This is a genomic window from Actinomadura sp. K4S16, assembly GCF_008327685.1.
Lineage (GTDB): Bacteria > Actinomycetota > Actinomycetes > Streptosporangiales > Streptosporangiaceae > Spirillospora.
In genome coordinates, this window is sequence record NZ_BDDE01000023.1 from 18,915 (window position 1) to 39,741 (window position 20,827).

The 20,827-nt window shown below is 67.5% G+C and carries 23 protein-coding genes; 10 read left to right on the forward strand and 13 right to left on the reverse strand.

What is annotated here, in order from left to right; genetic code table 11:
- The first annotated feature begins 14 nt into the window (after positions 1 to 14).
- On the forward strand, positions 15 to 1,706 hold the full coding sequence (locus tag K4S16_RS35095; RefSeq protein WP_160161143.1) for a DUF262 domain-containing protein: 1,692 nt from the start codon (positions 15 to 17) through the stop codon (positions 1,704 to 1,706).
- A gap of 52 nt (positions 1,707 to 1,758) precedes the next feature.
- A complete protein-coding gene (locus K4S16_RS35100) occupies positions 1,759 to 2,412 on the forward strand; it encodes a RadC family protein (RefSeq protein ID WP_149263382.1) in 654 nt (217 codons plus the stop codon).
- A 392-nt stretch (positions 2,413 to 2,804) separates the two neighbouring features.
- On the opposite strand, the gene K4S16_RS44655 is transcribed toward K4S16_RS35100, so the two are convergent.
- Positions 2,805 to 2,954, reverse strand: coding sequence for a hypothetical protein (locus K4S16_RS44655; RefSeq protein ID WP_160161144.1), 150 nt, complete (start codon positions 2,952 to 2,954; stop codon positions 2,805 to 2,807).
- Between the two features lie 232 nt (positions 2,955 to 3,186).
- Here K4S16_RS44655 and K4S16_RS35105 point away from each other — a divergent pair, with 232 nt between their 5' ends.
- Together K4S16_RS35105 and K4S16_RS47055 are read left to right on the forward strand one after the other, a co-directional pair.
- Positions 3,187 to 3,561, forward strand: a complete 375-nt coding sequence (locus K4S16_RS35105; RefSeq protein ID WP_268843294.1) for a helix-turn-helix transcriptional regulator — start codon at positions 3,187 to 3,189, stop codon at positions 3,559 to 3,561.
- The gene (locus K4S16_RS47055; protein WP_375708360.1) at positions 3,552 to 3,674 is read left to right on the forward strand and encodes a hypothetical protein; all 123 of its coding nucleotides are present in this window, start codon (positions 3,552 to 3,554) and stop codon (positions 3,672 to 3,674) included. The genes K4S16_RS35105 and K4S16_RS47055 overlap by 10 nt, the downstream gene beginning before the upstream one ends.
- A gap of 16 nt (positions 3,675 to 3,690) precedes the next feature.
- Here the strand turns inward: K4S16_RS47055 and K4S16_RS35110 are convergent, their stop codons facing one another.
- The 8 genes from K4S16_RS35110 to K4S16_RS35140 form a co-directional block, all read right to left on the reverse strand.
- Positions 3,691 to 4,833, reverse strand: a complete 1,143-nt coding sequence (locus tag K4S16_RS35110; RefSeq protein ID WP_160161145.1) for a restriction endonuclease subunit S — start codon at positions 4,831 to 4,833, stop codon at positions 3,691 to 3,693.
- Positions 4,830 to 6,329 carry an N-6 DNA methylase gene (locus K4S16_RS35115; RefSeq protein WP_149263385.1) on the reverse strand — a complete coding sequence of 500 codons (1,500 nt, stop codon included), beginning with the start codon at positions 6,327 to 6,329 and terminating at the stop codon, positions 4,830 to 4,832. The genes K4S16_RS35110 and K4S16_RS35115 overlap by 4 nt, the downstream gene beginning before the upstream one ends.
- Before the next feature lie 7 nt (positions 6,330 to 6,336).
- Complete coding sequence (locus tag K4S16_RS35120; RefSeq protein WP_149263386.1) at positions 6,337 to 7,203, reverse strand: nucleotidyl transferase AbiEii/AbiGii toxin family protein; 867 nt, start codon at positions 7,201 to 7,203, stop codon at positions 6,337 to 6,339.
- Positions 7,200 to 7,802, reverse strand: a complete 603-nt coding sequence (locus tag K4S16_RS35125; RefSeq protein WP_149263387.1) for a hypothetical protein — start codon at positions 7,800 to 7,802, stop codon at positions 7,200 to 7,202. The genes K4S16_RS35120 and K4S16_RS35125 overlap by 4 nt, the downstream gene beginning before the upstream one ends.
- 84 nt (positions 7,803 to 7,886) lie before the next feature.
- Positions 7,887 to 10,325 carry an EcoAI/FtnUII family type I restriction enzme subunit R gene (gene hsdR, locus K4S16_RS35130; protein WP_200842298.1) on the reverse strand — a complete coding sequence of 813 codons (2,439 nt, stop codon included), beginning with the start codon at positions 10,323 to 10,325 and terminating at the stop codon, positions 7,887 to 7,889.
- A gap of 94 nt (positions 10,326 to 10,419) precedes the next feature.
- Positions 10,420 to 11,373, reverse strand: a complete 954-nt coding sequence (locus K4S16_RS35135; protein ID WP_268843295.1) for a winged helix DNA-binding domain-containing protein — start codon at positions 11,371 to 11,373, stop codon at positions 10,420 to 10,422.
- A 6-nt stretch (positions 11,374 to 11,379) separates the two neighbouring features.
- Positions 11,380 to 11,526: a hypothetical protein gene (locus K4S16_RS46040; protein WP_235037267.1), complete on the reverse strand. Its 147-nt coding sequence runs from the start codon at positions 11,524 to 11,526 to the stop codon at positions 11,380 to 11,382.
- 1 nt (position 11,527) lies between these two features.
- Positions 11,528 to 12,676 (reverse strand): epoxide hydrolase family protein, encoded by a 1,149-nt coding sequence (locus K4S16_RS35140; protein WP_149263388.1) that lies wholly within the window; start codon positions 12,674 to 12,676, stop codon positions 11,528 to 11,530.
- 63 nt (positions 12,677 to 12,739) lie between these two features.
- Between K4S16_RS35140 and K4S16_RS35145 the strand changes: the two genes are divergently transcribed.
- The gene (locus tag K4S16_RS35145; RefSeq protein ID WP_149263389.1) at positions 12,740 to 13,696 is read left to right on the forward strand and encodes a YafY family protein; all 957 of its coding nucleotides are present in this window, start codon (positions 12,740 to 12,742) and stop codon (positions 13,694 to 13,696) included.
- Here the strand turns inward: K4S16_RS35145 and K4S16_RS35150 are convergent.
- Both K4S16_RS35150 and K4S16_RS35155 read right to left on the reverse strand, forming a co-directional pair.
- On the reverse strand, positions 13,693 to 14,928 hold the full coding sequence (locus K4S16_RS35150) for an MFS transporter (protein WP_235037268.1): 1,236 nt from the start codon (positions 14,926 to 14,928) through the stop codon (positions 13,693 to 13,695). The genes K4S16_RS35145 and K4S16_RS35150 overlap by 4 nt on opposite strands.
- A gap of 102 nt (positions 14,929 to 15,030) precedes the next feature.
- Positions 15,031 to 16,419 carry an FAD-dependent oxidoreductase gene (locus tag K4S16_RS35155; protein ID WP_149263390.1) on the reverse strand — a complete coding sequence of 463 codons (1,389 nt, stop codon included), beginning with the start codon at positions 16,417 to 16,419 and terminating at the stop codon, positions 15,031 to 15,033.
- 73 nt (positions 16,420 to 16,492) lie between these two features.
- Between K4S16_RS35155 and K4S16_RS35160 the strand changes: the two genes are divergently transcribed.
- Together K4S16_RS35160 and K4S16_RS35165 are read left to right on the forward strand one after the other, a co-directional pair.
- Positions 16,493 to 17,143 carry a TetR/AcrR family transcriptional regulator C-terminal domain-containing protein gene (locus K4S16_RS35160; RefSeq protein WP_149263391.1) on the forward strand — a complete coding sequence of 217 codons (651 nt, stop codon included), beginning with the start codon at positions 16,493 to 16,495 and terminating at the stop codon, positions 17,141 to 17,143.
- Between the two features lie 159 nt (positions 17,144 to 17,302).
- The gene (locus K4S16_RS35165; RefSeq protein WP_149263392.1) at positions 17,303 to 17,563 is read left to right on the forward strand and encodes a DUF6406 domain-containing protein; all 261 of its coding nucleotides are present in this window, start codon (positions 17,303 to 17,305) and stop codon (positions 17,561 to 17,563) included.
- Positions 17,564 to 17,649: 86 nt separating this feature from the next.
- Here K4S16_RS35165 and K4S16_RS35170 read toward each other — a convergent pair whose 3' ends face one another.
- A complete protein-coding gene (locus K4S16_RS35170; protein ID WP_149263393.1) occupies positions 17,650 to 18,036 on the reverse strand; it encodes a hypothetical protein in 387 nt (128 codons plus the stop codon).
- A gap of 653 nt (positions 18,037 to 18,689) precedes the next feature.
- Between K4S16_RS35170 and K4S16_RS35180 the strand changes: the two genes are divergently transcribed.
- The 3 genes from K4S16_RS35180 to K4S16_RS35190 are packed head-to-tail and all read left to right on the forward strand — an operon-like array spanning position 18,690 to position 19,890.
- Complete coding sequence (locus tag K4S16_RS35180) at positions 18,690 to 19,529, forward strand: helix-turn-helix transcriptional regulator (protein ID WP_149263395.1); 840 nt, start codon at positions 18,690 to 18,692, stop codon at positions 19,527 to 19,529.
- Positions 19,529 to 19,726, forward strand: a complete 198-nt coding sequence (locus tag K4S16_RS35185) for a DUF397 domain-containing protein (RefSeq protein ID WP_149263396.1) — start codon at positions 19,529 to 19,531, stop codon at positions 19,724 to 19,726. Before K4S16_RS35180 ends, K4S16_RS35185 begins: the two co-directional genes overlap by 1 nt.
- Complete coding sequence (locus K4S16_RS35190) at positions 19,723 to 19,890, forward strand: DUF397 domain-containing protein (protein WP_149263397.1); 168 nt, start codon at positions 19,723 to 19,725, stop codon at positions 19,888 to 19,890. The genes K4S16_RS35185 and K4S16_RS35190 overlap by 4 nt, the downstream gene beginning before the upstream one ends.
- A 71-nt stretch (positions 19,891 to 19,961) precedes the next feature.
- Here K4S16_RS35190 and K4S16_RS35195 read toward each other — a convergent pair whose 3' ends face one another.
- Complete coding sequence (locus tag K4S16_RS35195; RefSeq protein ID WP_149263398.1) at positions 19,962 to 20,771, reverse strand: aminoglycoside phosphotransferase family protein; 810 nt, start codon at positions 20,769 to 20,771, stop codon at positions 19,962 to 19,964.
- Positions 20,772 to 20,827: the final 56 nt, after the last annotated feature.

Genomic DNA, 20,827 nt, shown 5'->3' on the forward strand with positions numbered 1-20,827 from the left:
GAGCGGGGGATGGGGTGTCCAGAAGGTCGCAGGAACGGGAGCACAGGCCGGTCCCGGAGCTGATCACGGGACTGGCTTCACGCGTCCGCGAGGGGCGGATCCGCCTCCCCAAGTTCCAGCGCGAGTTCGTCTGGACGCGGGAGCAGGTGCTCGACCTTCTGGACTCGATAGCGCGCAACTACCCGATCGGCAGCCTCCTGCTGTGGCGCAGCGATCTTCCCCTCGCGAGCGAACGCACCATCGCCGACCTTGCGATCGACGTCCGCGAGGACGAGGACGTCACTGCCTACCTCCTCGACGGCTGCCAGCGGCTGTCCACGATCTGCGGCGCGCTCCACTGGGAGCCGGACGACCCACGGAGTAACTGGAACCTCGCATACGACCTGCGGGAAGAGCGCTTTCTGCACCGCGATGATCTCGATGACCCGCCGGCCCACCAGGTCCCGCTCCGCTTCCTGACCGATCCGTCCGCCTTCTTCAAACGGGTCATGAAGCTCCCCGAAGAGCAGCAGGCCCGAGCGGACCTCCTGTTCAACCGATTCGCCCAGTACGAGGTCGCCGTGGTGACACTAGAAAGAACGTCGTTCACCGAGGTCGGCCGCATTTTCGAGCGCGTCAACACGCGGGGGACCCCGCTCACGACCGTGGAGTTCGTCCGCGCCGCTACCTGGACCGACGAGTTCGACCTGCTCGACGCGATCGACGGCGTCCGTGCGGTCCTCGCACGCAAGCACTACGGCCGGATTGACCGGCAACTGCTGCTCAGGGCGATCTCCGCCGCCGCAGACCTCGGGTTCTCCACGAGGGACCTCGAAGGGCTGCCCGCCCTGCCGCACGAGAAGCTGACCTCGGCCATCGCGGAGACCGGGGACGCCGCACGCCGCGCCGTGGACTTCCTCACCACCGAGATCGGCACACCGACCGCCGAGGCGCTCCCGTATCCGAACCAGCTCGCGGTCGTCATCGAGATCTTCCGGCGGCTCCCGAAGCCCGACGCGCGCCAGTTCGCCGCGATCCGCAGCTGGTTCTGGAAGACGGCGCTGACCGCCTACTACGACGGCTGGAACGCCCGGAAGATGAGCGACGACCTCGCCGCCGTCGCCGCGTTCGCATCTGGTGCGGCCAAGAGCATCACCGTGGACACGCCGCCCCTGAGCGTTGGGCTCTGGAAGTCTCAGCAGTACAGGCGCGACAGCGGCAGGACGAAGGCGTTCGCTCTGCTCCTGGCGGCCGCAGGACCGCGCGACCTGCGCACGGGGCAGCGGATCGACACCGGCCGTGCCCTGGCGATGTCCAACGACATGCAGTACCACCACTTCTTCCCGAAGGCGTGGCTGATGCGCGAAGGGCTCGCCTATGAACGGGCGAACACGCTGGTCAACATCGTCATGTTGACCGCGATCAGCAACCAGGCCGTGGCCGACCAGGCCCCCGCCGCCTACCTCAAGGACGAGATCGACTTCAGTGGAGAAGAGGAGATCCGCGCACGGCTCGAAAGCCTCCTGGTGTCACCGCCGGCGTACGACGCGGCCGTGCGCGGCGACTATTCCGCGTTCCAGGACGCACGTGCCGAGACGCTTCTCTCCTGGGCTCAGGAACTCGTCGGGGGCGCCGCGATCGCCGAGACGCCGGACGAGGATCTCGATCCCGAGGTGACCCGGCGGCTGACGGAGGTCGAGGTCACCGACACCGATACCGACGACTGAGCTTGCCGCGCTCTGTCCCCCCCGTCTGCTCTCCTTCTGGGGGAGGTACGAGATGCGGGTCAAGGATCTGCCCGAGTTGGACAGGCCTCGCGAGCGCCTGCTCCGCCAGGGCCCTCGCGCTCTGGCGGACCGAGAGCTGCTGGCGCTGATCCTCGGTGCCGGGCGGCCGGGCCGCGATGCGATCGAACTGGCCGCCAGACTGATCGACGATCAGGGCTGCCTCGCGACCCTGGCAGGTGCTGACGCCCACACTCTGAGCCGCCTGCCGGGGATCGGCCCGGCCAGAGCGGCCCGTGTCGCCGCCGCCTTCGAGTTGGCGCGGCGCGCGGCGACGGGCGAGGAACGGCGCAGGGTCCGGGGTTCGGCGGACCTCGCCGCGGTGGCAGCGCCGCTCTTGCGCGGCCTCCGACACGAGCGGGTCGTGGTCGTCGTCTGCGATGCCGGCGGCGGGGTTCTTCGCGTCGTGCCGCTGACCGAAGGCGCCGCCGATCGGAGCCTGATCCCTGTCCGGGACGTTCTGACCACGGTCCTCTCGACCGGCGGCACCGCCTTCGGGGTGGCGCACAACCATCCCAGTGGAAGTCTTGAGCCCAGCGTGTCCGACCGCCGGGCGACGGAGGCGCTGCGCGACGCCGCCGAAACGGTCGGCCTGCGCTTCATGGACCACGTCATCGTCAGTGAAACCGCCTGGGCTCGTGTGGCCTGATCAGGCCGTCCCGAATGTCTTCCGGGTAATCGAGCGCCGACCCGCCCAGGCCGCCCGCACACCCGCCTGACGACCCCGGCGGCCCCGTCCAACCGTCCCGTCTGGAGAGACTCGCTCGCGTCCGCGAAGTTTTTCGTCAGGTTGGATAGAGCATCCAGGCCGCGCGTGGCCGTGCAGGCACCTCAAGGGCCGCCTCGCGGTCACCCGGTCGGTGCGTGCTGGTGCTCTGTGGCTCGCATGGCTAAGGCGGTGAGCCTCTGGGTGGGGAGTTCTGGGAGCGTGCCTCGATCAACCGGTCCGGCAGGCCGGGGACGAACATCCACCATGACCGCGTGTAGATCCCGTGCCAGACCTGCAAACCGGGATCCATTATGCCAGGTCGGCGGCCGGGTTCATCGGCTCAGCTCCCCGGCGGACGGCTGAGCGGCCAGCGCCTCGCGTAGTTCCTTCTCGGAGTCGGCGATGACGGTCGCGGGCAGGCCCGGCCTCGGGTCACGTCGAACCGCGCCCCAGTACGCGCCCTGCTGGGATATCCACACCATCCAGGCGGGGAAGTCCCGCTCAATCTCGGCCGTTCTCGTGTCTCTCGTTCGCTGACCTGTCTCTTCCCGGCCGACCTCGTCGGCGTGCGTCTGATTCCTGAGACAGATTGCGGTCGAGCGATTACTTTGGGCAACGAAGCTATTGTAACTGGACCTCCACCCCCCCGACGCCCCCGCCAACCAAGTGCCGGAGGCCCCTGCCAAGGCCGCTGACCAGTAAGACCCCGACGCGCTGCGCGTCTACTTCAGCGAAGAGCTCCGCCGGATGCGCCAGCGCGCGAAGCTGTCCCAGAGCCAACTCGCGAACGCCTTGGGCTGCACACCGCAGTGGATCTGCCAACTGGAGAAGGCGGACAAGACCGTCTCCGAGCAGACGGCTCTCGACCTGGACACCTACTTTAAGACCGACGGCTGGGACCACGACGAAGGCCACTTCCAGCGCATCCACAAGACCATCCGCCGCGCCAGCCGCCACCGCGTCCTGCTGCCAGGTTTCGACGCCGACCTACGCCACGAAAGCTTGGCTATCGGCATCCGATGCTTCGCTGCGCAGGTTGTCCCGGGACTCTTCAGACAGAGGACTACACACGCGGGACGATGGATCTGAGTGAGTCGGCTGAGACGCTCGGTGCTCGGACTACCGGACGTATCGCCCGGCAAGCGATCCTCAACACGCCGCAAGTCAACACGTCCGGGGAAACTTGGTGGACACGCACTTGACCGTCCCGTCCGGCTCTCAGAGCTTTCCGCTGAATGCCGCGTTAAGAAGGGACTGTTGCAGCGCCGAAGTAGTTGGTTTCTGAGTCTGCGCCAACTTGCGCATCTTCGTGCTTTCGTCGAGGAAGTTGGCTATTTGGTGCTGGCGGGATGGAGTCGGGAGTGGGATGGATATGTTGTTAAACTTATTAATCGAGAGGGTTTGATTGCGAAGGACGGTCCCGGTGGAGGTGTTGCGAATGATTCCTTGACCGGATCTGCTCTGAAAATAATAATTCAGATAGCGCAGGTCGACATTATCGGACGGGGTAAAGCTAAGAAAGCGGCTCGAGCCGACGCAGTCTTTATCTGCCTCCGTGGAAATGGCAATCGCGCCCTCCCAGGCCATGATGTTAGATACGATCAATCGGTCTGGCTGTATCCAGAAATATTTTAGCTTGCTCAGTTCCCGCCCTGGCAGTTTGTCGCGGTGGAAGATTCCGTTTCCGAAAGATCGTACACCGATCTGCGTGTATTCGCGTTCGGGGTCAACTTCTAGGGGGATTCTCTCCAGGGAGAGGATATCGCCAAGCCGGGTTGATTTACTCGACTCTTCCTTGTGGATTACGGAGTCTCGGAGAGCGTTGTGAAGATCCTCGGTAAAGTCTCGTTTCTTCTGTATCAGTGACAGTTTTTGCATTGCTGAGTCCAGACGGGCGGCGATGCGGCGCTGCTCTGCCGGACTGGGGAGCGGGATATTTACCGACAGTAGGCGTTCAGCGCTGACGCGTTCCTTGCGTGCGCCAATACCTTTAGACTGGGCGCGAAGGCGCTCCCAGAACTCTGGCCAAGCGCAAATATTTGCCAAATAGCGGGAATCGGCCCGGGTGTCGTCGATCGCAAATGTTGGAAACTCGGGAGACAAATACCAGCCATCGAACTCGGCTGAAATCAGCGATATAGCTCCCTCGAAAGCTTTAAGGCGGCTCATGACCAGACGCCCCTCAGTCAGCCGGTTAAGCTTCTTGTAGCTTGTTTCCCTGCCTTGAATCGGTCCGCGCTTGAACAAACCTCTCCCAAATCCGTACACGCCGGCTATTGGGTAGGACTGGTCGTCCGCCACACGTTCTTCTGTAGTTGCGAGACTTATGACCTCGCCAAGCGGACGCTCTTGGATACTCAATGGTTCTCCTTGAGTTCTGCTTGGAGTTCTGTAAGTGAGGCGAGAATCTGACGCTCAGTGTTAATGAGGTCTGCGAGAAGTTCAAGGGGCGGACGGTGCGCCAGATCATCCTCTTCTTCAGGGTGGTTGAGGTTGAGGTTGTAATCGTTGGCGATGATATCGGCGATGGGGACGCACCAGGCGTGTTCGTTTTTCTCTCGGCCGGTTCGTTCCTTGCCACCCCACCACTCGGCACATTCTGCGAATTCCTCATTGCGCATGGGCCTGGTTTTTGCGTAGCCCTTGCGGCCCTCGGGCGGGTCGATCTGGTAGAACCAGGTCTCCTTCGTGGGGCCCGTCTTGTCGAAGAACAGCAGATTCGCCGGGATCTGCGTGTAGGGCGCGAAGACGCCCTGGGGAAGCCGCACGATGGTGTGCAGGTTGCACTCCTCCATTAGTTTCTTCTTGATTTTCGTGCCGATGCCTTCACCGAAGAGGGCGCCGTTCGGCAGGACGATAGCGCAGCGGCCGTCCGGCTTGAGCTTCCTGATTACCTCGTGCAGGAAGAGCCAGGCCGTTTCGCGAGTCCGATATCCCTGCGGGAATGCCTTGGCGATCGAGGCCTCCTCCTCGCCGCCGAACGGCGGGTTGGTGAGGATCACGTCCACGCGGCTGCTCGGCCCGGACTCGTTCAGCATGTGCCGGAGCGCGTTCGTGTGCAGGATGTTCGGCTCGGTGATGCCGTGCAGGATCAAGTTCATCATGCACAGGAGGTAGGGTAGCGGCTTCTTCTCGATGCCCCGCAGGTCGCGCCAGAGCTTCTCCTGCTGGAGGATTCCGAGCTTCTGGCCGCTGGGCAGTTCCGTCAGCTCCGTGTAGGCCTCCACGAGGAAACCTCCGGTGCCGCAGGCCGGGTCGAGGATCGTCTCGCCGAGCTCTAGGAACGTCTGCTCGACCATGAACCGGATGACGGGGCGCGGAGTGTAGAACTCGCCAGAGTCCCCGGCCGCGTCTCGTACCTCTTTCAGTAGCGACTCATAGAGGTACGCCATCGTGTGGATGTCGTCGCTGGACGCAAAGTTGATGTTGTTGATTTGGTTGATCAGGTCACGGAGGAGATATCCCGACGCCATCCGGTTCTGGACGCCCTCGAATACCTGGCCGAGAACGTTGCGCGGGTCGCCTGGCTGGTCGCTCTTGAGGTCGCTCAGGTAAGGGAGCAATTCCTCGTTGACGAACTTGAGAAGGTCGTCGCCGGTGAGCTCCTTGTCCTCGGCCCATTTCCTCCACTGGTACTTGGGCTCGATCGCAGGGCGGAAGTCGTCCTGTTCCCACTCCTTGCGCTGCTTCTCCAGCGCGTCGAAGGCCCGGAGGAACAGCAGCCACGACAGCAGGGGCAGCCGGTCCAGGTCGCCGTTCAGGCCGGCGTCCTTGCGCATGATGTCGCGGGCCGACTTGATGACGGAACCGAGTCTCGCGCGCGAGCTGGTGTCCTCGGTCTTCTTCGCTGAAGCCATGGCGGGGTCAGATTTCCGTTTCCGTGATGAGGGTCTGCGCCCAGAACTTGCGGACGAGATCGAGCGCGGTCGCGAGGTTCGGTTCGGCGAGCGTCCGGTCCTCGGCGAGTCTCGGGTACTCCGTCGCCCAGACGGGCGGCGGGTCGGGGATGTCTGGCGGTACAGGGTGGACGGCGCGAGCGGTGAACACGTGGCGCACCACCCCCAGCAGGGGCCGGTCCGCGGGGAGCCCGTCCTCGATCAGCAGGACCAAGTCCACGAGGTCCTTGACCCTCGTGTTCGGCCGCTCGCCGTAGTCGCGGGTGAGCGCGTGCAGCTTCTCCGCGAAATGCTGGCGGCGGTCTACCGACTCGATGGTGCGGGCGGGCACGTCCGCGAAGTCTAGGAAGCCGGGCAAGGTGATGCGTTCCGTGGCCGCGAGTTCCTCGCCGCGCAGGACGACGTCCAACCTGATCGTGGCGAACGACTTGCCGGCGAGCGCGGCGTCGACGGAGAAGCGCCAGCCGGGACGTCCGGCCGAGTCGGGCTCCAGGGCCGTGGGCGGCCGGACGGTGAAGGTGAAGCGGTCGCCGTCCACGTCCACGGCGAGTGTCTCGATCAGCTCCTCGCGCAGGACCACGCCGTCACTCGGCCCGTCCAGCAGTGCAAGGTCGAGGTCCTTCGTCGCGCGGGCGCGGACGCCGAGGCGGAACTCCAGGGACGCGCCCCCTTTGAGGACCCACCCCCGTTCCGCCGCGGACAGCCGCGCGCCGATCCGGTCGAAAACCGCCACGCGGCGCAGGCGGCTGAGGTCGGTGCCGGTCTCCTCCGCCCGCTGTTTGAGCCGGGCCTCCAGGGCGCGCCGAAGATCGACAGCGGTCGCGTACCTCTTCATGCGCGTTCCGCCTGGAAGGCCCGCTCGACCGCGAGTTCCGCGCGCGCGCCCAGATGCTGCGCGGCGCGCAGGAGCTGCCCCTTGGTCGCGGCTCCGCGGTCGAGCAGTTCGGCGACGGCGGAGTCGATCGCGTCCTGCTCGAGCCCGTCGGCGGCGGACTCCGCGATGGCGCGGACGGGAGTGGTCACCCGGAACCCTTCATGTTCTTCGATCTCCTCGGGGGAAAGCTCGGCGCGGTGGACCACCACCGCCGGGTCCCGCTGCCGGAACCCCGGCGGGACCGTCAGGTGGATCTCGGCGGGGTTGGCGATGCCCAGGTCGTGCACGCCGAGTGCGGTTCCGTGGGACACCACGGCCAGGTCGCGGCTCCAGAGCGTCCAGCGGACGAGGTGGTCGTTCTCACCGGTCGGCAGGTCGGCGAACTCGCGGAAGCGGTAGACCCCGCGATCGATGCGCGTCCAGTTGCCGCGCTGCACATGGAAGTACTGCGACTGGTAGGAGTAGCCGTCCTCAAGTGCTTGGGCGGCGGTGAAGTAGCCGCGCTGACGCGCCGCCCGACGCCACAGCCGGGCGCGAGGCTCGTCGTCCCGCTGCCGCATGCGGTCACCCTATCGGCGTTAGACCTTCGAGAAAAGTTTAGTTTGGTGCAGGCCGCTTGCATGGAACTAAAAATTACTTGAAGGTTACGACGCTTCGTAGACACGGGCGTTCAGCTCGTCGAATGCCGCGCGCAGCTCGTCGCCGCCGCCGAAGCGCTCGCCGATCTCCAGGATGTTGCCTAGATCGGAGTAGGCGTCCGAACGCAGCGCCCGGACGTCCAGCTCTTCGGCCCCCCGAGCGGCGTACTGGTCCAGCACCCTATCGAGCACCTCGCGGGCCTGGGGCGCGAACGAGTCGAGGAACTCGCGATGCCGGACCGAGACACGGCGCGCCCGCTCCGACCGCGACAGCAGCGGGACCTCCCAGGCCAGGTACAGCAGCAGGTCGATCGTGTCGGCGTCCGGCCGTCCGGCCCACTCGGCGAGGTCTTCGAGATCGATGTGGCTTTCGCCTAGCAGCTTGCGCAGTTCCTGCCTGCTCTTCACCCTCGCCCAACGGCCCATGAGCTGGTGCGGCTCAAGGCGGAGCTTGATGATCTGGTCGCGGACGAACTGGTCGTACTCGACGAGCCGCAGGCCGCCGTTGGCGCTGCTGTCCGACACGTAGAACGCGGTGCCCCACGGCGTGACGGGGACGCCGTCCACGTAGAAGGTCTGCGGGCTGGCGAGGATGTCGTCAACCTCGTCCGGATCGGTGACGAGCGGAGGCAGGGTCCCGCCGTCCTGCACTTCGTACTCGCCCTCTGGCTCGGCGACGGTCCCGTCATCGCCGGGCACTTCCTCTTCGACTGAGTCGGCGATGCGGCCGTCGGTGTCGGTCTCGTCACGCACCACGCGCATCGGCGGGCCGTCGAACTGCGGGTCGTTGAACAGGCGCGTCGCCTCGACGAAGTCGATGATGTCGAAGGTGTACTTGCGCGACTCGGGGAAGAGCCGGGTGCCGCGCCCGATGATCTGCTTGAACTCCGGCATCGACTTGATCACGCGGAATAGCACGATGTTGCGGAGGGTCGGGATGTCGACTCCGGTCGACAGTAGCCTGGAGGTGACCGCGATGACCGGGACGTCGCTCTCCTCCTTGCGGAACTCGTCCAGCAGCTCCCGCCCCGGATCGCCGTCCGCTGCGGTGATCCGGCACGCGTACTTGCCGTTGTATCGGCGCGACATGTCGGCGTTGGCGTTGGTCAGGGCGTTCACCATCCGGCCGGCGTGGTCGGTGTTCGCGCAGAACACGATCGTCTTGCCCATCCGGCCCGTCCGGTGCAGGAACTCGGTCAGGTAGCGGGCGGCCTCCTCGGTGCGTTCGAGGATGGCGAGGATCCGCTCGAACTCCTTCGGGCCGTAGAGCTTGTCCGGTATCTCCCGGCCGAGGAGGTCCTTCTGGCCGGGATCGGGGCGCCAGCCCGTCATATCGACGTTCAGGCGCACCTTGCGGACGCGGTAAGGGGCCAGAAACCCGTCCTCGATGCCGTTCGCGAGCGTGTACTGGTAAAGCGGCTCGCCGAAGTAGCCGTAGGTGTCGGCGTCCCTGGTGGTGACCGGGGTCGCGGTCAGGCCGAGCTGCACCGCCGGGGAGTAGTACTCCAGGATCTCCCGCCATCTCGACTCCTCGGCCGCGCTTCCCCGGTGGCACTCGTCGACGATGATGAGATCGAAGTAGTCGGGGGCGTACTGGCGGTAGAGGGCTTCCGCGTCGCCACTGCTGTCGAGTGACTGGTAGAGGGCCATGTAGATGTAGCGGCCCGTCTTGGCGTCGCCTCCCCCGAGCTTGTACACGGCCTCGCCGAACATGGGGACGAAGTAGTCGTCCTTGGGCTGGTCGATCAGGATGTTGCGGTCGGCCAGATAGAGGACCCGAGGGCGCCGGGCCTCCGGCCATTTCGCGTTCCAGAGCTTGGCGACGATCTGCGATGCGACGAGAGTCTTCCCCGTGCCGGTGGCCAGGACGAGCAGCATCCGCTTCTTGCCGGATGCGATGGCCTGGACCGCCCGGTTGATCGCGATGTTCTGGTAGTAGCGCGGCTCCTTTGGGGTGCCGTCCCAGTTGCGGAGTTTCGAGTTGAGCGAGGCCGAGGCCAGCCTTGCCTGTTTTTCGTCAGCGAGTTGCCGTTCCTGCCGGTAACGGGTCCACAGCTCATCGGGGGACGGGAAAGCCGCGATCTCGTTCTGAAGGCCGGTGCGGGCGTCGAACTCCAGGATCCGGTGCCCGTTCGTCGAGTAGGCGAAGGGGACGTCCAGCAGGCGGGCATACCGCTTTGCCTGCTCCAGGCCGTCCGCGGGGTCGCGGCGCGAGCGCTTGGCCTCGATGACGGCGATCGGCAGCCCGTCAGAGTAGGACAGGACGTAGTCAGCCTTCAGCGGCCGTTCCTGCCGATGGCCCCGCGTGGTCGCGCGGAGGCGCCCCCGATTGATTGAATACTGGCCGCGGATCTGGTTGTCCTGCCAGCCTGCTGCGTCCAGGGCGGGCTCCACGAAGCGGCGGCACGTCTCGTCCTCTAGGGGGTCCTGGAATCTCGACGTCACCGCACCATTCTCACTCGGACCGCCGACAATTTCGGCTGATCGGGCCTTCTGCCGCGATCTGGCCTCCCGGGTCGGTGGCGCCACACGTCAATGGCTACTGACAGAGCGTCAGTTGGACGTCGTGGCGGGTGTGCGGGCGAGTAAAGGTGAGCAGCCGTTCTGCCTCGGCCTCTATCGCTGAGCGGTCCGTCGGCGACAGGGGGCGGAACGGACGGACGGTCAGCGTGACCGTGTCGGCAGTGCGCTTCGCCGTCCAGGTGCCGGTGACCGTGCCGTCGACCAGGACGGTGGAGGCCACGGCGGCGCCGTCGCAGACACGGCGCCGGACGTCGGCGGTCATGATCCTGCTGCGGTCGGCGTGGGCGAGCAGCGTCGCGTCGAACTCGGGCAGGAGGCGCACCGGCGCCGGGACGTCCTCGTCGGGGCGTGGGGCGTCCGGCAGGTCGAAGAGTTCCTTACCGGACGGGTCGGCGAACAGGCGCAACTCGGGACGCAGGTAGTCGAACACCTCGCGAAGACCGGCAAGGCCCGACCAGAGCCGGGCGTCGGCCGCCGACGCGGGTCCGAACGCCGCCAGATAACGCCTGACCAGCAGGTACGCGTCCTGGAGCGTCGGTTCCCGGTGGACGCCCGTCCAGTCGGCGCGGGCGAACGGCGTCGCGCCGCGAACGTTCCACGTGCCGCTCGGCGCGGGATGCACCACGGGTCCGAGGTACTGCACCGACCATCCGAGGGCGGCGGGGTCGGCGTCCGGCCACCGGCGGGCGAGGAGCCGCCCGAGCTCGGGGCGGGTGAGCGTCCGGCCGTCGGCGAGCAGGTCGCGGGCCTCGGTGACGAGCGCGTCGAGGTCGGCGCCGGCGACGCGGCGGCCGAACGCGGTGCGCTGCACCCGCCGCAGCAGCGGCGCCAGCTGCGGACGGATCAGCCGGAAGTCCGGCACCGACAGCAGGTGCTGCGTCGCACGCATCAGCGTAGAGCGCACCAGCTCGCGGTTCTCGATTGCCGCCGTCAGGTCATCGATCGCGAAGCCCTCCAGGCGGTTCCACAGCGCGAGTTACGGCAGATTCGGGTCCTGGGCGTTGAGGCCGAGCAGCCGTTCGACGGCCGGGACCACCGAGAGGTCCGCTCGGCGGAGCAGCAACTGGCGTCCGAGGAGCGCGCGGTTGAGCGCTCGCGCGGACAGGGCCTCGCGAGCGCCCATGTCAGCGCACCTTCCGGAAGAACGCGCGGATGTCGCCGGTCAGGAGGTCCGGCGCCTCCATCGCCGCGAAGTGGCCGCCGCGGTCGTACTCGGCCCAGTGCACGATCCTGTGCTGCCGCTCGGCGAGCGCCCGGATCGTGAGGTCACCCGGGAAGATCGCACATCCGGTGGGGACGGTCGAGGTCTCAGCCGGGGCACCCCACTGCGACGCCTCCTTGTACAGCCGGATGGACGACGCCAGTGTGTCGGTCAGCCAGTAGATCGTGACGTTGGTGAGCAGGGCGTCCCTGCCGACCGCGTCCTCCGGAAGCCGCTTGGCCGGGTCGCTCCACCGCTGGAACTGGTCGGTGATCCAGGCGAGCAGCCCCACCGGCGAGTCGTGCAGACCGAACGCCAGCGTCTGCGGCCGCGTCGACTGGATCGCCGCGTACCCGAACCGCTCACCGGACGGGTCGGTCAGGACGGCGAGCCGCTCCTTGTCTGCCTCGTCGAAGCCGTCGTCGTTGCCGTCCCAGGACGGAAACGTCATCGGGCCGTTCATGTGGACTCCGACGACGCGCTCGGGGGCCATGCGTCCGAGCTGGGGCGAGACGAAGGAGCCGACGTCGCCGCCGTGCGCGCCGTACCGCTCGTACCCGAGCCGGTCCATCAGCCCGGCCACGACCTCGGCGTAGCGTGCGGTGTCACCGTCGCCGGGCCTGCGCGTCGGGCCGGAGAACGCGAACCCCGGCAGCGACGGGACGACCAGATGGAACGCGTCGGCCGGGTCGCCCCCGAAGGCCCGCGGATCGGTGAGCGGCCCGATCACGTCCAGGAACTCGGTGAACGTCGCGGGCCAGCCGTGGACGAGCACGAGCGGCAGCGCGTCCGCCTCAGGCGACCGGACGTGCAGGAAGTGCACCCGCTGCCCCTCGATCTCGGTGACGTGATGCGGGTACTCGTTCAGCGCGGCCTCGTGCGCGCGCCAGTCGTAGCCGGTGCGCCAGTACTCGGCGAGGTCCTTGAGGTAGGAGGCGGGGACGCCGTGGTCCCAGCCCACTCCGGGAAGCTCGTCCGGCCAGCGGGCGGCCGCGAGCCGCGCGTTCAGGTCGTCGATCCGATCCTGCGGGATATCAAGGGTGAAGGGACGAATGTCCTGTTCGGAATTCATGCGGACGACGCTAGAAGCAGGTTAGGACGAGTTCGTTCCTAAGTAACTGGCATATTTAGACTCATGCCGGACACATCCGCGCGGCTGCTCAGGCTGCTGTCGCTGCTCCAGACCGGCGGGGACTGGTCCGGTGCCGAACTCGCCGAAAGGCTGGCGGTCACCACCCGGACCGTCCGCAGGGATGTGGACCGGTTGCGGGAACTCGGCTACCCCGTCCACGCCAGCCGCGGCATGGCCGGGTACCGGCTGGGGGCGGGCGCGTCACTGCCGCCCCTGCTGCTGGACGACGACGAGGCGGTCGCGGTGGCGCTCGGGCTGCGGACGGCGGCCGGAGGATCCGTCGCCGGGATCGAGGAGGCGTCTCTGCGGGCGCTCGCCAAACTCGAACAGGTGCTTCCGTCCCGCCTGCGCCACCGGGTGGCGACACTGGCCCGGGCCACCGTCCGGGTCGGCGCCCGCGCTCCCGAGGTGGACGCCGACACGCTGATGACCATCGCCGACGCCTGCCGCCGGCACGAGCGGCTGCGGTTCGGCTACGCGGGCCCGCGCGGAGACACCGTCCGCCAGGTCGAGCCGCACACCGTGGTCAACTTCGGACGCCACTGGTACCTCGTGGCCTGGGATCCCGACCGCGACGACTGGCGCACGTTCCGCGTGGACCGCATGAGCCCGCGCCTCCCGGCGGGCCCCCGCTTCCCGCCCCGCGCCCCTCCGGACGGCGACGTGGCCACCTACCTGGCGCGTCGGCTGTCGGTCAGGTCGTGGGCCTGCCAGGCGACGGTCACCCTGCACGAACCCGCCGGCGCGGTCGCCGACCGCGTGTGGCCGGGCATGGGCGTCATCGAGGCCGTCGACTCCCGCAGTTGCCTCCTGCACGTGGGCGCCGACACCCCGTCCGCCCTCGTATGGATGATCACCTCCGTGGACGCCGACTTCACCCTGACCGCGGGCCCACCCGAACTGGCGACCGCCCTCCGCGCCCAAGCCACCCGCTGCCAGAACGCCGTCGACCACCTCTAACTCTCAACAGGGTCCTGAACGCGCCCTGTGGAAGTGGACGGGACGGAGCGGCCGCGCGCCGCCAGCGTGAACGCCGCGGCGATGACGACCGCGGCCGCCGCGAACCCCGTCGTCGCAGGCCAGCCGAACCGTTCGACGGCGGTGGCGCCGAACGCCGTCCCCAGGCTTCCGCCGACGAAGTAGACGAGCATGTAGGCGCTGTTGAACCGTGCGGGCGCCGCGGGATCGATCGCGAGGACGGTGCTCTGGTTCGCGACCTGTGCGGCGAACAGTCCCGCGTCGAACAGCGCCAGGCAGAGCAAGGTCGCCGGGGCGCTCGGGAGGGCGACCCCGACGACCGCCGCCGCGGCCCCGGCGACGGCCAGGCCCGAGAGGATGACGCGCCGCGCGCCGACGCGATCGGTGAACAGGCCCGCGACCCGGGTGGCGGGGATGCCGAGGAGGCCAGCGAACGCGTACAGGCCGATGCGCTCCGCCGAGTACGAGTACGGGGGCTCCGACAGTGCCACGGCCAGCCCGGCCCAAACCGCGCAGAACGCGAAGAACCACAGGGCACCGCGGGTCGCGGCCGACCGCAGCGCCGTGTACCGGACGAACAGGCCCGGAATCGACTTCAACGTGGCGAGATATCCCCGCTCGACCCCTCCCCGGGCGGTCGGGACCACCAGCAGCAGGCCCACCGCGACGGCCGCGCAGGCCGCGGCGAACGCCATGAGCATGCCCCGCCAGCCGATCACCTCGGCGAGCCAGCCGCCGACGATGCGGCCGGCGAGGATACCCGCCGAGATCCCGGCCGTCAGGATTCCCAGCGTCGCCGCCCGCCGATGCGGGGACGCCAGCCGTCCGACCATCGAACTGAGGGCGGCGCCGACCGCCGAACACGCCCCGATCACGCTGGTCGACGCGCCCAGCACCCGCACATCGCTGACGACGGCGCTCATGAATAGGGCAGCCGCCAGGACGCCGACCTGCGCCGACAGCACCCGCCTCGGAGGGAACCGGTCGACCAGCGGGACGAGCAGGCCGAGCCCGACCAGGTAGCCCATCGGCCCGCACGCAAGCGCCACCCCGACCGCGCCGAGCGATGCGTGCAGCGAATCCGCCACATCGGCGATCGCCGGCTGCAACGGATAGATCGTCGCCGTCCCGAGCCCGGCCGCGAGCGACATGAACCAGACGACGGGACCGGGCAGGTCGCGGCGCCGGCCGGCACCGGCAAGATCAGTTTCCACGCCCCGACGGTAGGAAGCGCGGGCACGACCACGCTGGCAGGAATCGGACCTCGACGTCCCCGCGACGACGGGTCGGGCCGGGTTCGTGAACGGTGGAGAAGGCTAAAGAGTCCGGTAGGCGTCTTTGGCCCCCACTCGATCCGCGTACTCTGCCAGCCCATCCGTGGTCTCTCCCGCCCAGCCCACGTAGCCGTCCGGGCGGATCAGGAAGACGCCCGCGCCGTACACCTGCGCCGTGTACGTGTCGAGGTCCGTGTCCACCGTCAGCAGGGTCCAGTGCGGCCCCCGGAACGCGTCGAACAGCCGTGTCCCCTTCACCGTTCCGTCCGGTGCGCGGTCGCCCGCCCGCACCGGGCCCGGGGCCTCGCGGGTCTCCTCGTTGAGGGAGGAGGTCCGGTAGCCGAGGTTGAGCTGGCGGGTCGCCTCGCCTCGGCGGGTCTCGCCGCGGTGGACGCTCGTCGACAGCCCGAGCATGGCGGCGGCGATCGGGCGCCGTTCCTCCTCGTAGGTGTCGAGGAGTGCGGCGGGCGCGTCGCCCCGCAGCACCGCGCCCAGCTTCCAGCCCAGGTTGTAGGCGTCCTGCACGCTGGTGTTGAGGCCCTGGCCGCCGGCCGGCGAGTGGACGTGCGCCGCGTCCCCGATGAGGAAGACCCGGCCCTGGCGGAAGCGGTCCGCCAGGGCCGCCCGCGGGCGGAAGTCCGAGGCCCACCCCACCTCGGTCACGTCCTCGGGGGCGAAGTGCGAGCGGGTGGCGACGACCTTGCGCACGCCGTCGAGGGAGAGGTCCACCGCGGTGCCTTCCGGGAGCCGCGCCACGAGTTGGAAGTCCTCCGTGCCCGCGAGGGGGCAGACCGCCATGAAGCTCCCGTCCTCTCCCGGGAACATGTGCCAGTTGTCGCGGTCCAGGTCGGGGATGCGGACGTCTGCCACCAGCATCGGGCCCGGATCGACCGTCTCGCCCGTCATGCCGATGCCGAGCGCCCGGCGCACCGCCGAGCGCCCCCCATCGGCGGCGACCACGTACCTGGCCCTCAGTTCTGGACCGTCGGCGAAGCGCACGGTCACGCCTTCCTCGTCCTGTACGAGGCCGACCGCCTCCCGGCGGAAGGCGGCCCGTCCGCCCAGCTCCCGCAGCCGCGCGAGCAGGATCTCCTGCGTGCGCCACTGCGGCACCATCCAGGGTTCGGTGTACGGCGCGTCCTCGGTCGGCTCCGCCGGGTCGAACATCTGGTGCTCGCCCATGCGCCGTCCGTCCTGCCAGATCATCCCGACCGGGTGGACGCCGCCGGCCGCGCGGATCGCGTCGATGACGCCGAGGTCGTCGAAGACCTCCATGGTGCGCGGCTGGAGCCCCTTGCCGCGCGAGCCGGGGAACAGTCCTTCGCCCTGCTCGACGACGAGCGCGTCCACCCCGCGCCGGGCGAGGTCGACGCCGAGAGCCAGCCCGCTGGGACCCGCGCCCACCACCAGTACGTCCACCTGTGCGGCCATGCGTCCACGCTCCTTAATGCCGTTAAGTTCCGTCGGATGCGAGGATGGCCTTAACGGCGTTAAACTGTCAAGCGTGACCACCAGACGGCGTGCGCCCCTCGACCGCAAGCGGGTCGCGGACGCCGCCCTGAACCTCCTGAACGAGGTGGGCCTGGAAGGCCTGACGCTGAGCGCCATCGGCCGCGAGCTGGGCGTCCAGGCACCCGCCCTGTACTGGCACTTCAAAGACAAGCAGGCCCTGCTCGACGAAATGGCCACCGAGATGTACCGCCGGATGGTCGCCGGGACCCCGCTCCATCCCGACGACACCTGGCAGGAACGGCTGCGCAAGTCCAACCACGGCTTTCGCGAGGCACTGCGCGCTTACCGCGACGGCGCGAAGGTCTTCAGCGGCTCACGCTTCACGGGCATCGAGCACGCCGAGCAGATGGAGGACAACCTGCGCCTCTTCACCGCCGCCGGCTTCACCCTCGCCCAGGCGGTCCGTGCGACGTTGACGACGTACCTGTACACGATCGGCTTCGTCATCGAGGAGCAGGGCGTCGAACCCCTCCCCGACGAGCGCCGCGAGGGCTTCGACGTCGAGGAACGCGCCCGAATGATGGCCGACTTCCCCCTCTCCGCCGCCGCGGGCCCCGAGATCTTCACGGACTACGACCGCCACTTCGCAGAGGGCCTAGAACTACTGATCGCAGGCATCACCACCCAATACCGCATCGACTGACCGGCACCCGGGCGGCTAACGGCGGCCCTGACTCTCGCCCCGGGCGGCCGACCACTGGACGATCACGATGTCCCGGGGACTCGGCAAGCACCGGAAGCCCAGCCCCGGCCAAGAATTCAAACGCGAAGCACGGCCACGCTATACGACATTGGAGTAATCATGGTGCGCAAGAATGTTGCCCTTCAGGAAGGAACCCAGGCTCACTTGGATGAGGGGGTGAAGATGGGCTTGGTCGACGTGAATCTAGGAGGAGATGGTGTCCCGTCAGAGGTGATTCCTTTCGTCAAGGATGGCGGAGAAAAAGAGTTCACCCTACGCCTTGGCGACACCTTCCCCGTCGGCGAGCGAACTTGGAGGGTCGAGCGCATTGAAGAGATTGGAACGGGCAAATTGGGCGCCGTTTTTTCCAGGATTGAGTAGCGTCTTCGGGTGACGCACGGTGGCGATCAGCCGTTCCGGGGGCGGCTCGACGCGCTCAGGTGTTTCTGACTGCGAAATCTCGACGGTCAGCCGCGGCGGAGCAGGCGGCGCTTGCGGGGCGGGGGAGTGTCGTCGGGCGGTGGGAGGTATTGCTGGACGTGCACCTGCTCGGCTGTGGTGATCCGGGCAAGTTTCGGGCTGGAAGAAGCGGGGGTGCTCACCTCCACCAGCCACGACCCGTCGGAGAGCCTGAACACGCTCCGACCGGGGGTTGCGCCGCGAGGTATGTAGATCGACTCGGGGACGTGTTCCATGGCCAGAGCCTGTGCCCGTGCGTCGGCGACGGTGCGGTCGCCCTCCACGGGGATCGTCTTGACGAGCTGCCAGTGGTGGTCGTCGCTCCCGATGGGAATCACTTCCTCGACGAGGATCACGTACCGCATGGCGGCTTCCGGCGGCGTGTCTCTGACCATGAACGTAAACCTAATGCCCTTCCTGGAGCGCACGAAGGTCTCTGTGCGCGGTGATGGCACGCAAGCTCGCGATCTACGGCCGGGGTTCTAGGGCGCATTGCGTCGCTGTCGCCGGGATGGTGCGGGTCGGTGGTTCGCGGTTCGCATGGCCAGTGAAGTCAGACTCTGGGCCAGGAGGTCCGGGGACGGGGCTTCGATCAGTCGGTCTGGGAGGCCGGGGACGAACGCCCACCATGAGCGGGTGTAGATCCCGTACCAGACTTGCAAGCCGGGGATCCAAGTCGTCAGGCCGGCTGCCGGGTTCATCGGCTCAGCTCCCCGCTGGACGGTTGGGCCGCGAGCCCTGCGCGTAGTTCGTCCTCGGAGTCGGCTATGACGGTTGCGGGCATGCTGGGCTTTGGATCGCGTCGGACCGCGCCCCAGTACTCGCCCTGCTGGGATATCCACACCATCCAGGCGGGGAAGTCTCGCTCTATCCCGGCCGTTCTCGTGTCTTTCATTGGTTGACCTGCCCCTTCGTGGCCGAACTCGTTGGTCTGCGTTCGATTCGTGGGACAGAATGCAGTCGATCGATTACTGTCAGCTACGAAGCTGTTTCAAGTGGACGTCCACCCCCCGACGCCCCCGTCAACCGAGTGCCGGAGGCCCTCGCCATGGCCAGCGACCAGCAAGACCCCGACGCGCTGCGCGTCCACTTCGGTGAAGAGCTGCGCAGGATGCGCCAGCGCGCGAAGCTGTCCCAGAACCAGCTCGCAAGCGCCCTCGGCTGCACCCCGCAGTGGATCTGCCAGATGGAGAAGGCGGACAAGGCCGTCTCCGAGCAGACGGCCCTTGACCTGGACACCTACTTCAAGACCGACGGCTCGGACCAGGACGACGGCCACTTCCACCGCCTCTACACCGCCATCCGCCGCGCCGGCCGTCACCGCGTGCTGCGCCCTAGCTTCGACGACTACCGGGTTCAGGAGGCGATAGCCATAGGCGTCCGTGCCGTTGCAGCCCAATTGGTCCCTGGCCTTCTCCAGGTGGAGGCCTATGCGCGAGGCATCATGGACCGAAACGAGCCGGCCGAAACCCTCGACGGTCGTGTCGCTGTACGGATGGAAAGGCAAGAGATCTTCCATCGCGAGAACCCTCCGGAAGCGATGTTCGTCCTGGACGAATCCGCACTTCGGAGGCCGGTGGGAGGCTCAAAGGTCATGGTGGAGCAGATCGACCACCTCGTCGATATGACTCAGCGGCCCAACGTTCAGGTGCTTGTCATGCCCTTCGACAGGATCACGCCGCTTGCGCTGGGCGGCGGCTTCATCCTGCTCAGCTTCGCGCGAGATTCCGACCTCATGTACACCGAGGCAGGTCACGTCAGTCAGCTCATCGGAGACAAGGACGTGCTCTTCAAAGCCGGAGTACATTTCAATCTGGTGATGGGGGAAGCTCTCAGCCAAGCTGAGTCCATCGAGTTCATGCTTCGAGTGCGCGAGGGGTATCTGTGATGCATTCAGAACAGGCGGGCGTCCTGTGGCGGAAGAGCAGCCATAGCGACGGCACTGGAGGCGAATGCGTTGAAGTTGCCGCAACCCCAGGACGGTTGCTGATCCGAGACTCCAAGGACCCCAACGGTCCACACCTGGATCTGTCCCGGGCAGCGGCGTGTGCCCTGATGGGCCGACTGCGCGGCGAGAAGTTGTGAACCGCGGAGATCGACGTGATCTCCGGTGGCGGAAGAGTAGTTACAGCGGTGGCTCGGGTGGTGAGTGTGTGGAGGTTGCCGCTGGGGCGGGGTGTGTTCTGGTTCGGGACTCCAAGGATCCGGACGGACCTTGTCTGGGGCTGACTCCGGCGGCTGCGCGTTAGCTCGTGGGGCGACTGCGGGGCGCGTAGTTCGGGGCTTCGGGTGGCCGTCCTGGGGGCGTCTGCCCTGCCGTTCAGTGGAGCAGGGTCAGGACGCGGGTTGCTTGGTGCTTCAGGAGTTCGGGTGGGGCTTCCTGGGGTGGGGTGCGGCGCAGGATGGCCACCAGCCAGAACGTGGCCAGGAGGCGTCGGGACTCTTGTAGGCGTGCCGCTTGGGTGGGGGAGAGGCCGAAGTGGTCGAGGATCTGGGTGGCGTCGATGACGTCCGGGGCGGCTAGGGAGATGTGTTCGACGGTTTCGGCCAGTTCGTAGAGCTGGTCGCTGCGGCCGGAGTGCTCGAAGTCCACGATGCCTACCGTCTGGCCGTTCCAGAGGTAGTTGGCCAGGTTGCCGTCGCCTGTGCCTAGCACCGGCTCGTGTTCCTCGGCTGCGAACGCGTCCAGCGCTGGGCGTCGTATCCATGCGGACGCCTCGTCGAACGCTTCCTCGATCATTCGGTCGGATGTCGGCATGGGGAGCATGGGGAACGCTAGACGGAGGTCGGTGAGCATTTCCGCTGGGGACCCTGCTCGTGGCGGGAGTGTTGTGAGGAGGTCGCGGGGGATTGCTTGCTGCATCGCCTTGATGGCGTCCGCCATGGCCTCTACCTGCGCGGTGGTCACCGGGGGAGTCAGAGGAGTGCCGGCGAGCCTCGTCATCGTCACGCGGGCGGGCTCGGTCGCCAGCTCGGCGGTTATGGGGGACGGTGCGAGGCCGGGGGCGTAATCGGCGAGCAGTGTCAGCGCTCGCCATTCCCGCTTCGCCGCATCGCGACTCCCGGGCCGGTACGTCTTGACCACGACTCGGGGGTGGATCTGAACGTCGTGCGTGCTGGCCAGGCTCATCCGGCTTCGCCGATCCCTTCGGGCGGGGTGCCGTCCCCCGCATCCGGCCGTGCCGG

What these genes read in the sequence shown, in the direction of transcription:
- K4S16_RS35100 (WP_149263382.1), top strand. Translation starts at nt 1,759, where the DNA reads ATGCGGGTCAAGGATCTGCCCGAGTTGGACAGGCCTCGCGAGCGCCTG.
- K4S16_RS44655 (WP_160161144.1), bottom strand. Translation starts at nt 2,954, where the DNA reads ATGGTGTGGATATCCCAGCAGGGCGCGTACTGGGGCGCGGTTCGACGT.
- K4S16_RS47055 (WP_375708360.1), top strand. Translation starts at nt 3,552, where the DNA reads ATGGATCTGAGTGAGTCGGCTGAGACGCTCGGTGCTCGGACTACCGGA.
- K4S16_RS35115 (WP_149263385.1), bottom strand. Translation starts at nt 6,329, where the DNA reads ATGGCTTCAGCGAAGAAGACCGAGGACACCAGCTCGCGCGCGAGACTC.
- K4S16_RS35120 (WP_149263386.1), bottom strand. Translation starts at nt 7,203, where the DNA reads ATGAAGAGGTACGCGACCGCTGTCGATCTTCGGCGCGCCCTGGAGGCC.
- K4S16_RS35125 (WP_149263387.1), bottom strand. Translation starts at nt 7,802, where the DNA reads ATGCGGCAGCGGGACGACGAGCCTCGCGCCCGGCTGTGGCGTCGGGCG.
- K4S16_RS46040 (WP_235037267.1), bottom strand. Translation starts at nt 11,526, where the DNA reads ATGGGCGCTCGCGAGGCCCTGTCCGCGCGAGCGCTCAACCGCGCGCTC.
- K4S16_RS35140 (WP_149263388.1), bottom strand. Translation starts at nt 12,676, where the DNA reads ATGAATTCCGAACAGGACATTCGTCCCTTCACCCTTGATATCCCGCAG.
- K4S16_RS35145 (WP_149263389.1), top strand. Translation starts at nt 12,740, where the DNA reads ATGCCGGACACATCCGCGCGGCTGCTCAGGCTGCTGTCGCTGCTCCAG.
- K4S16_RS35155 (WP_149263390.1), bottom strand. Translation starts at nt 16,419, where the DNA reads ATGGCCGCACAGGTGGACGTACTGGTGGTGGGCGCGGGTCCCAGCGGG.
- K4S16_RS35165 (WP_149263392.1), top strand. Translation starts at nt 17,303, where the DNA reads ATGGTGCGCAAGAATGTTGCCCTTCAGGAAGGAACCCAGGCTCACTTG.
- K4S16_RS35170 (WP_149263393.1), bottom strand. Translation starts at nt 18,036, where the DNA reads ATGGTCAGAGACACGCCGCCGGAAGCCGCCATGCGGTACGTGATCCTC.
- K4S16_RS35180 (WP_149263395.1), top strand. Translation starts at nt 18,690, where the DNA reads ATGGCCAGCGACCAGCAAGACCCCGACGCGCTGCGCGTCCACTTCGGT.
- K4S16_RS35185 (WP_149263396.1), top strand. Translation starts at nt 19,529, where the DNA reads ATGCATTCAGAACAGGCGGGCGTCCTGTGGCGGAAGAGCAGCCATAGC.
- K4S16_RS35195 (WP_149263398.1), bottom strand. Translation starts at nt 20,771, where the DNA reads ATGAGCCTGGCCAGCACGCACGACGTTCAGATCCACCCCCGAGTCGTG.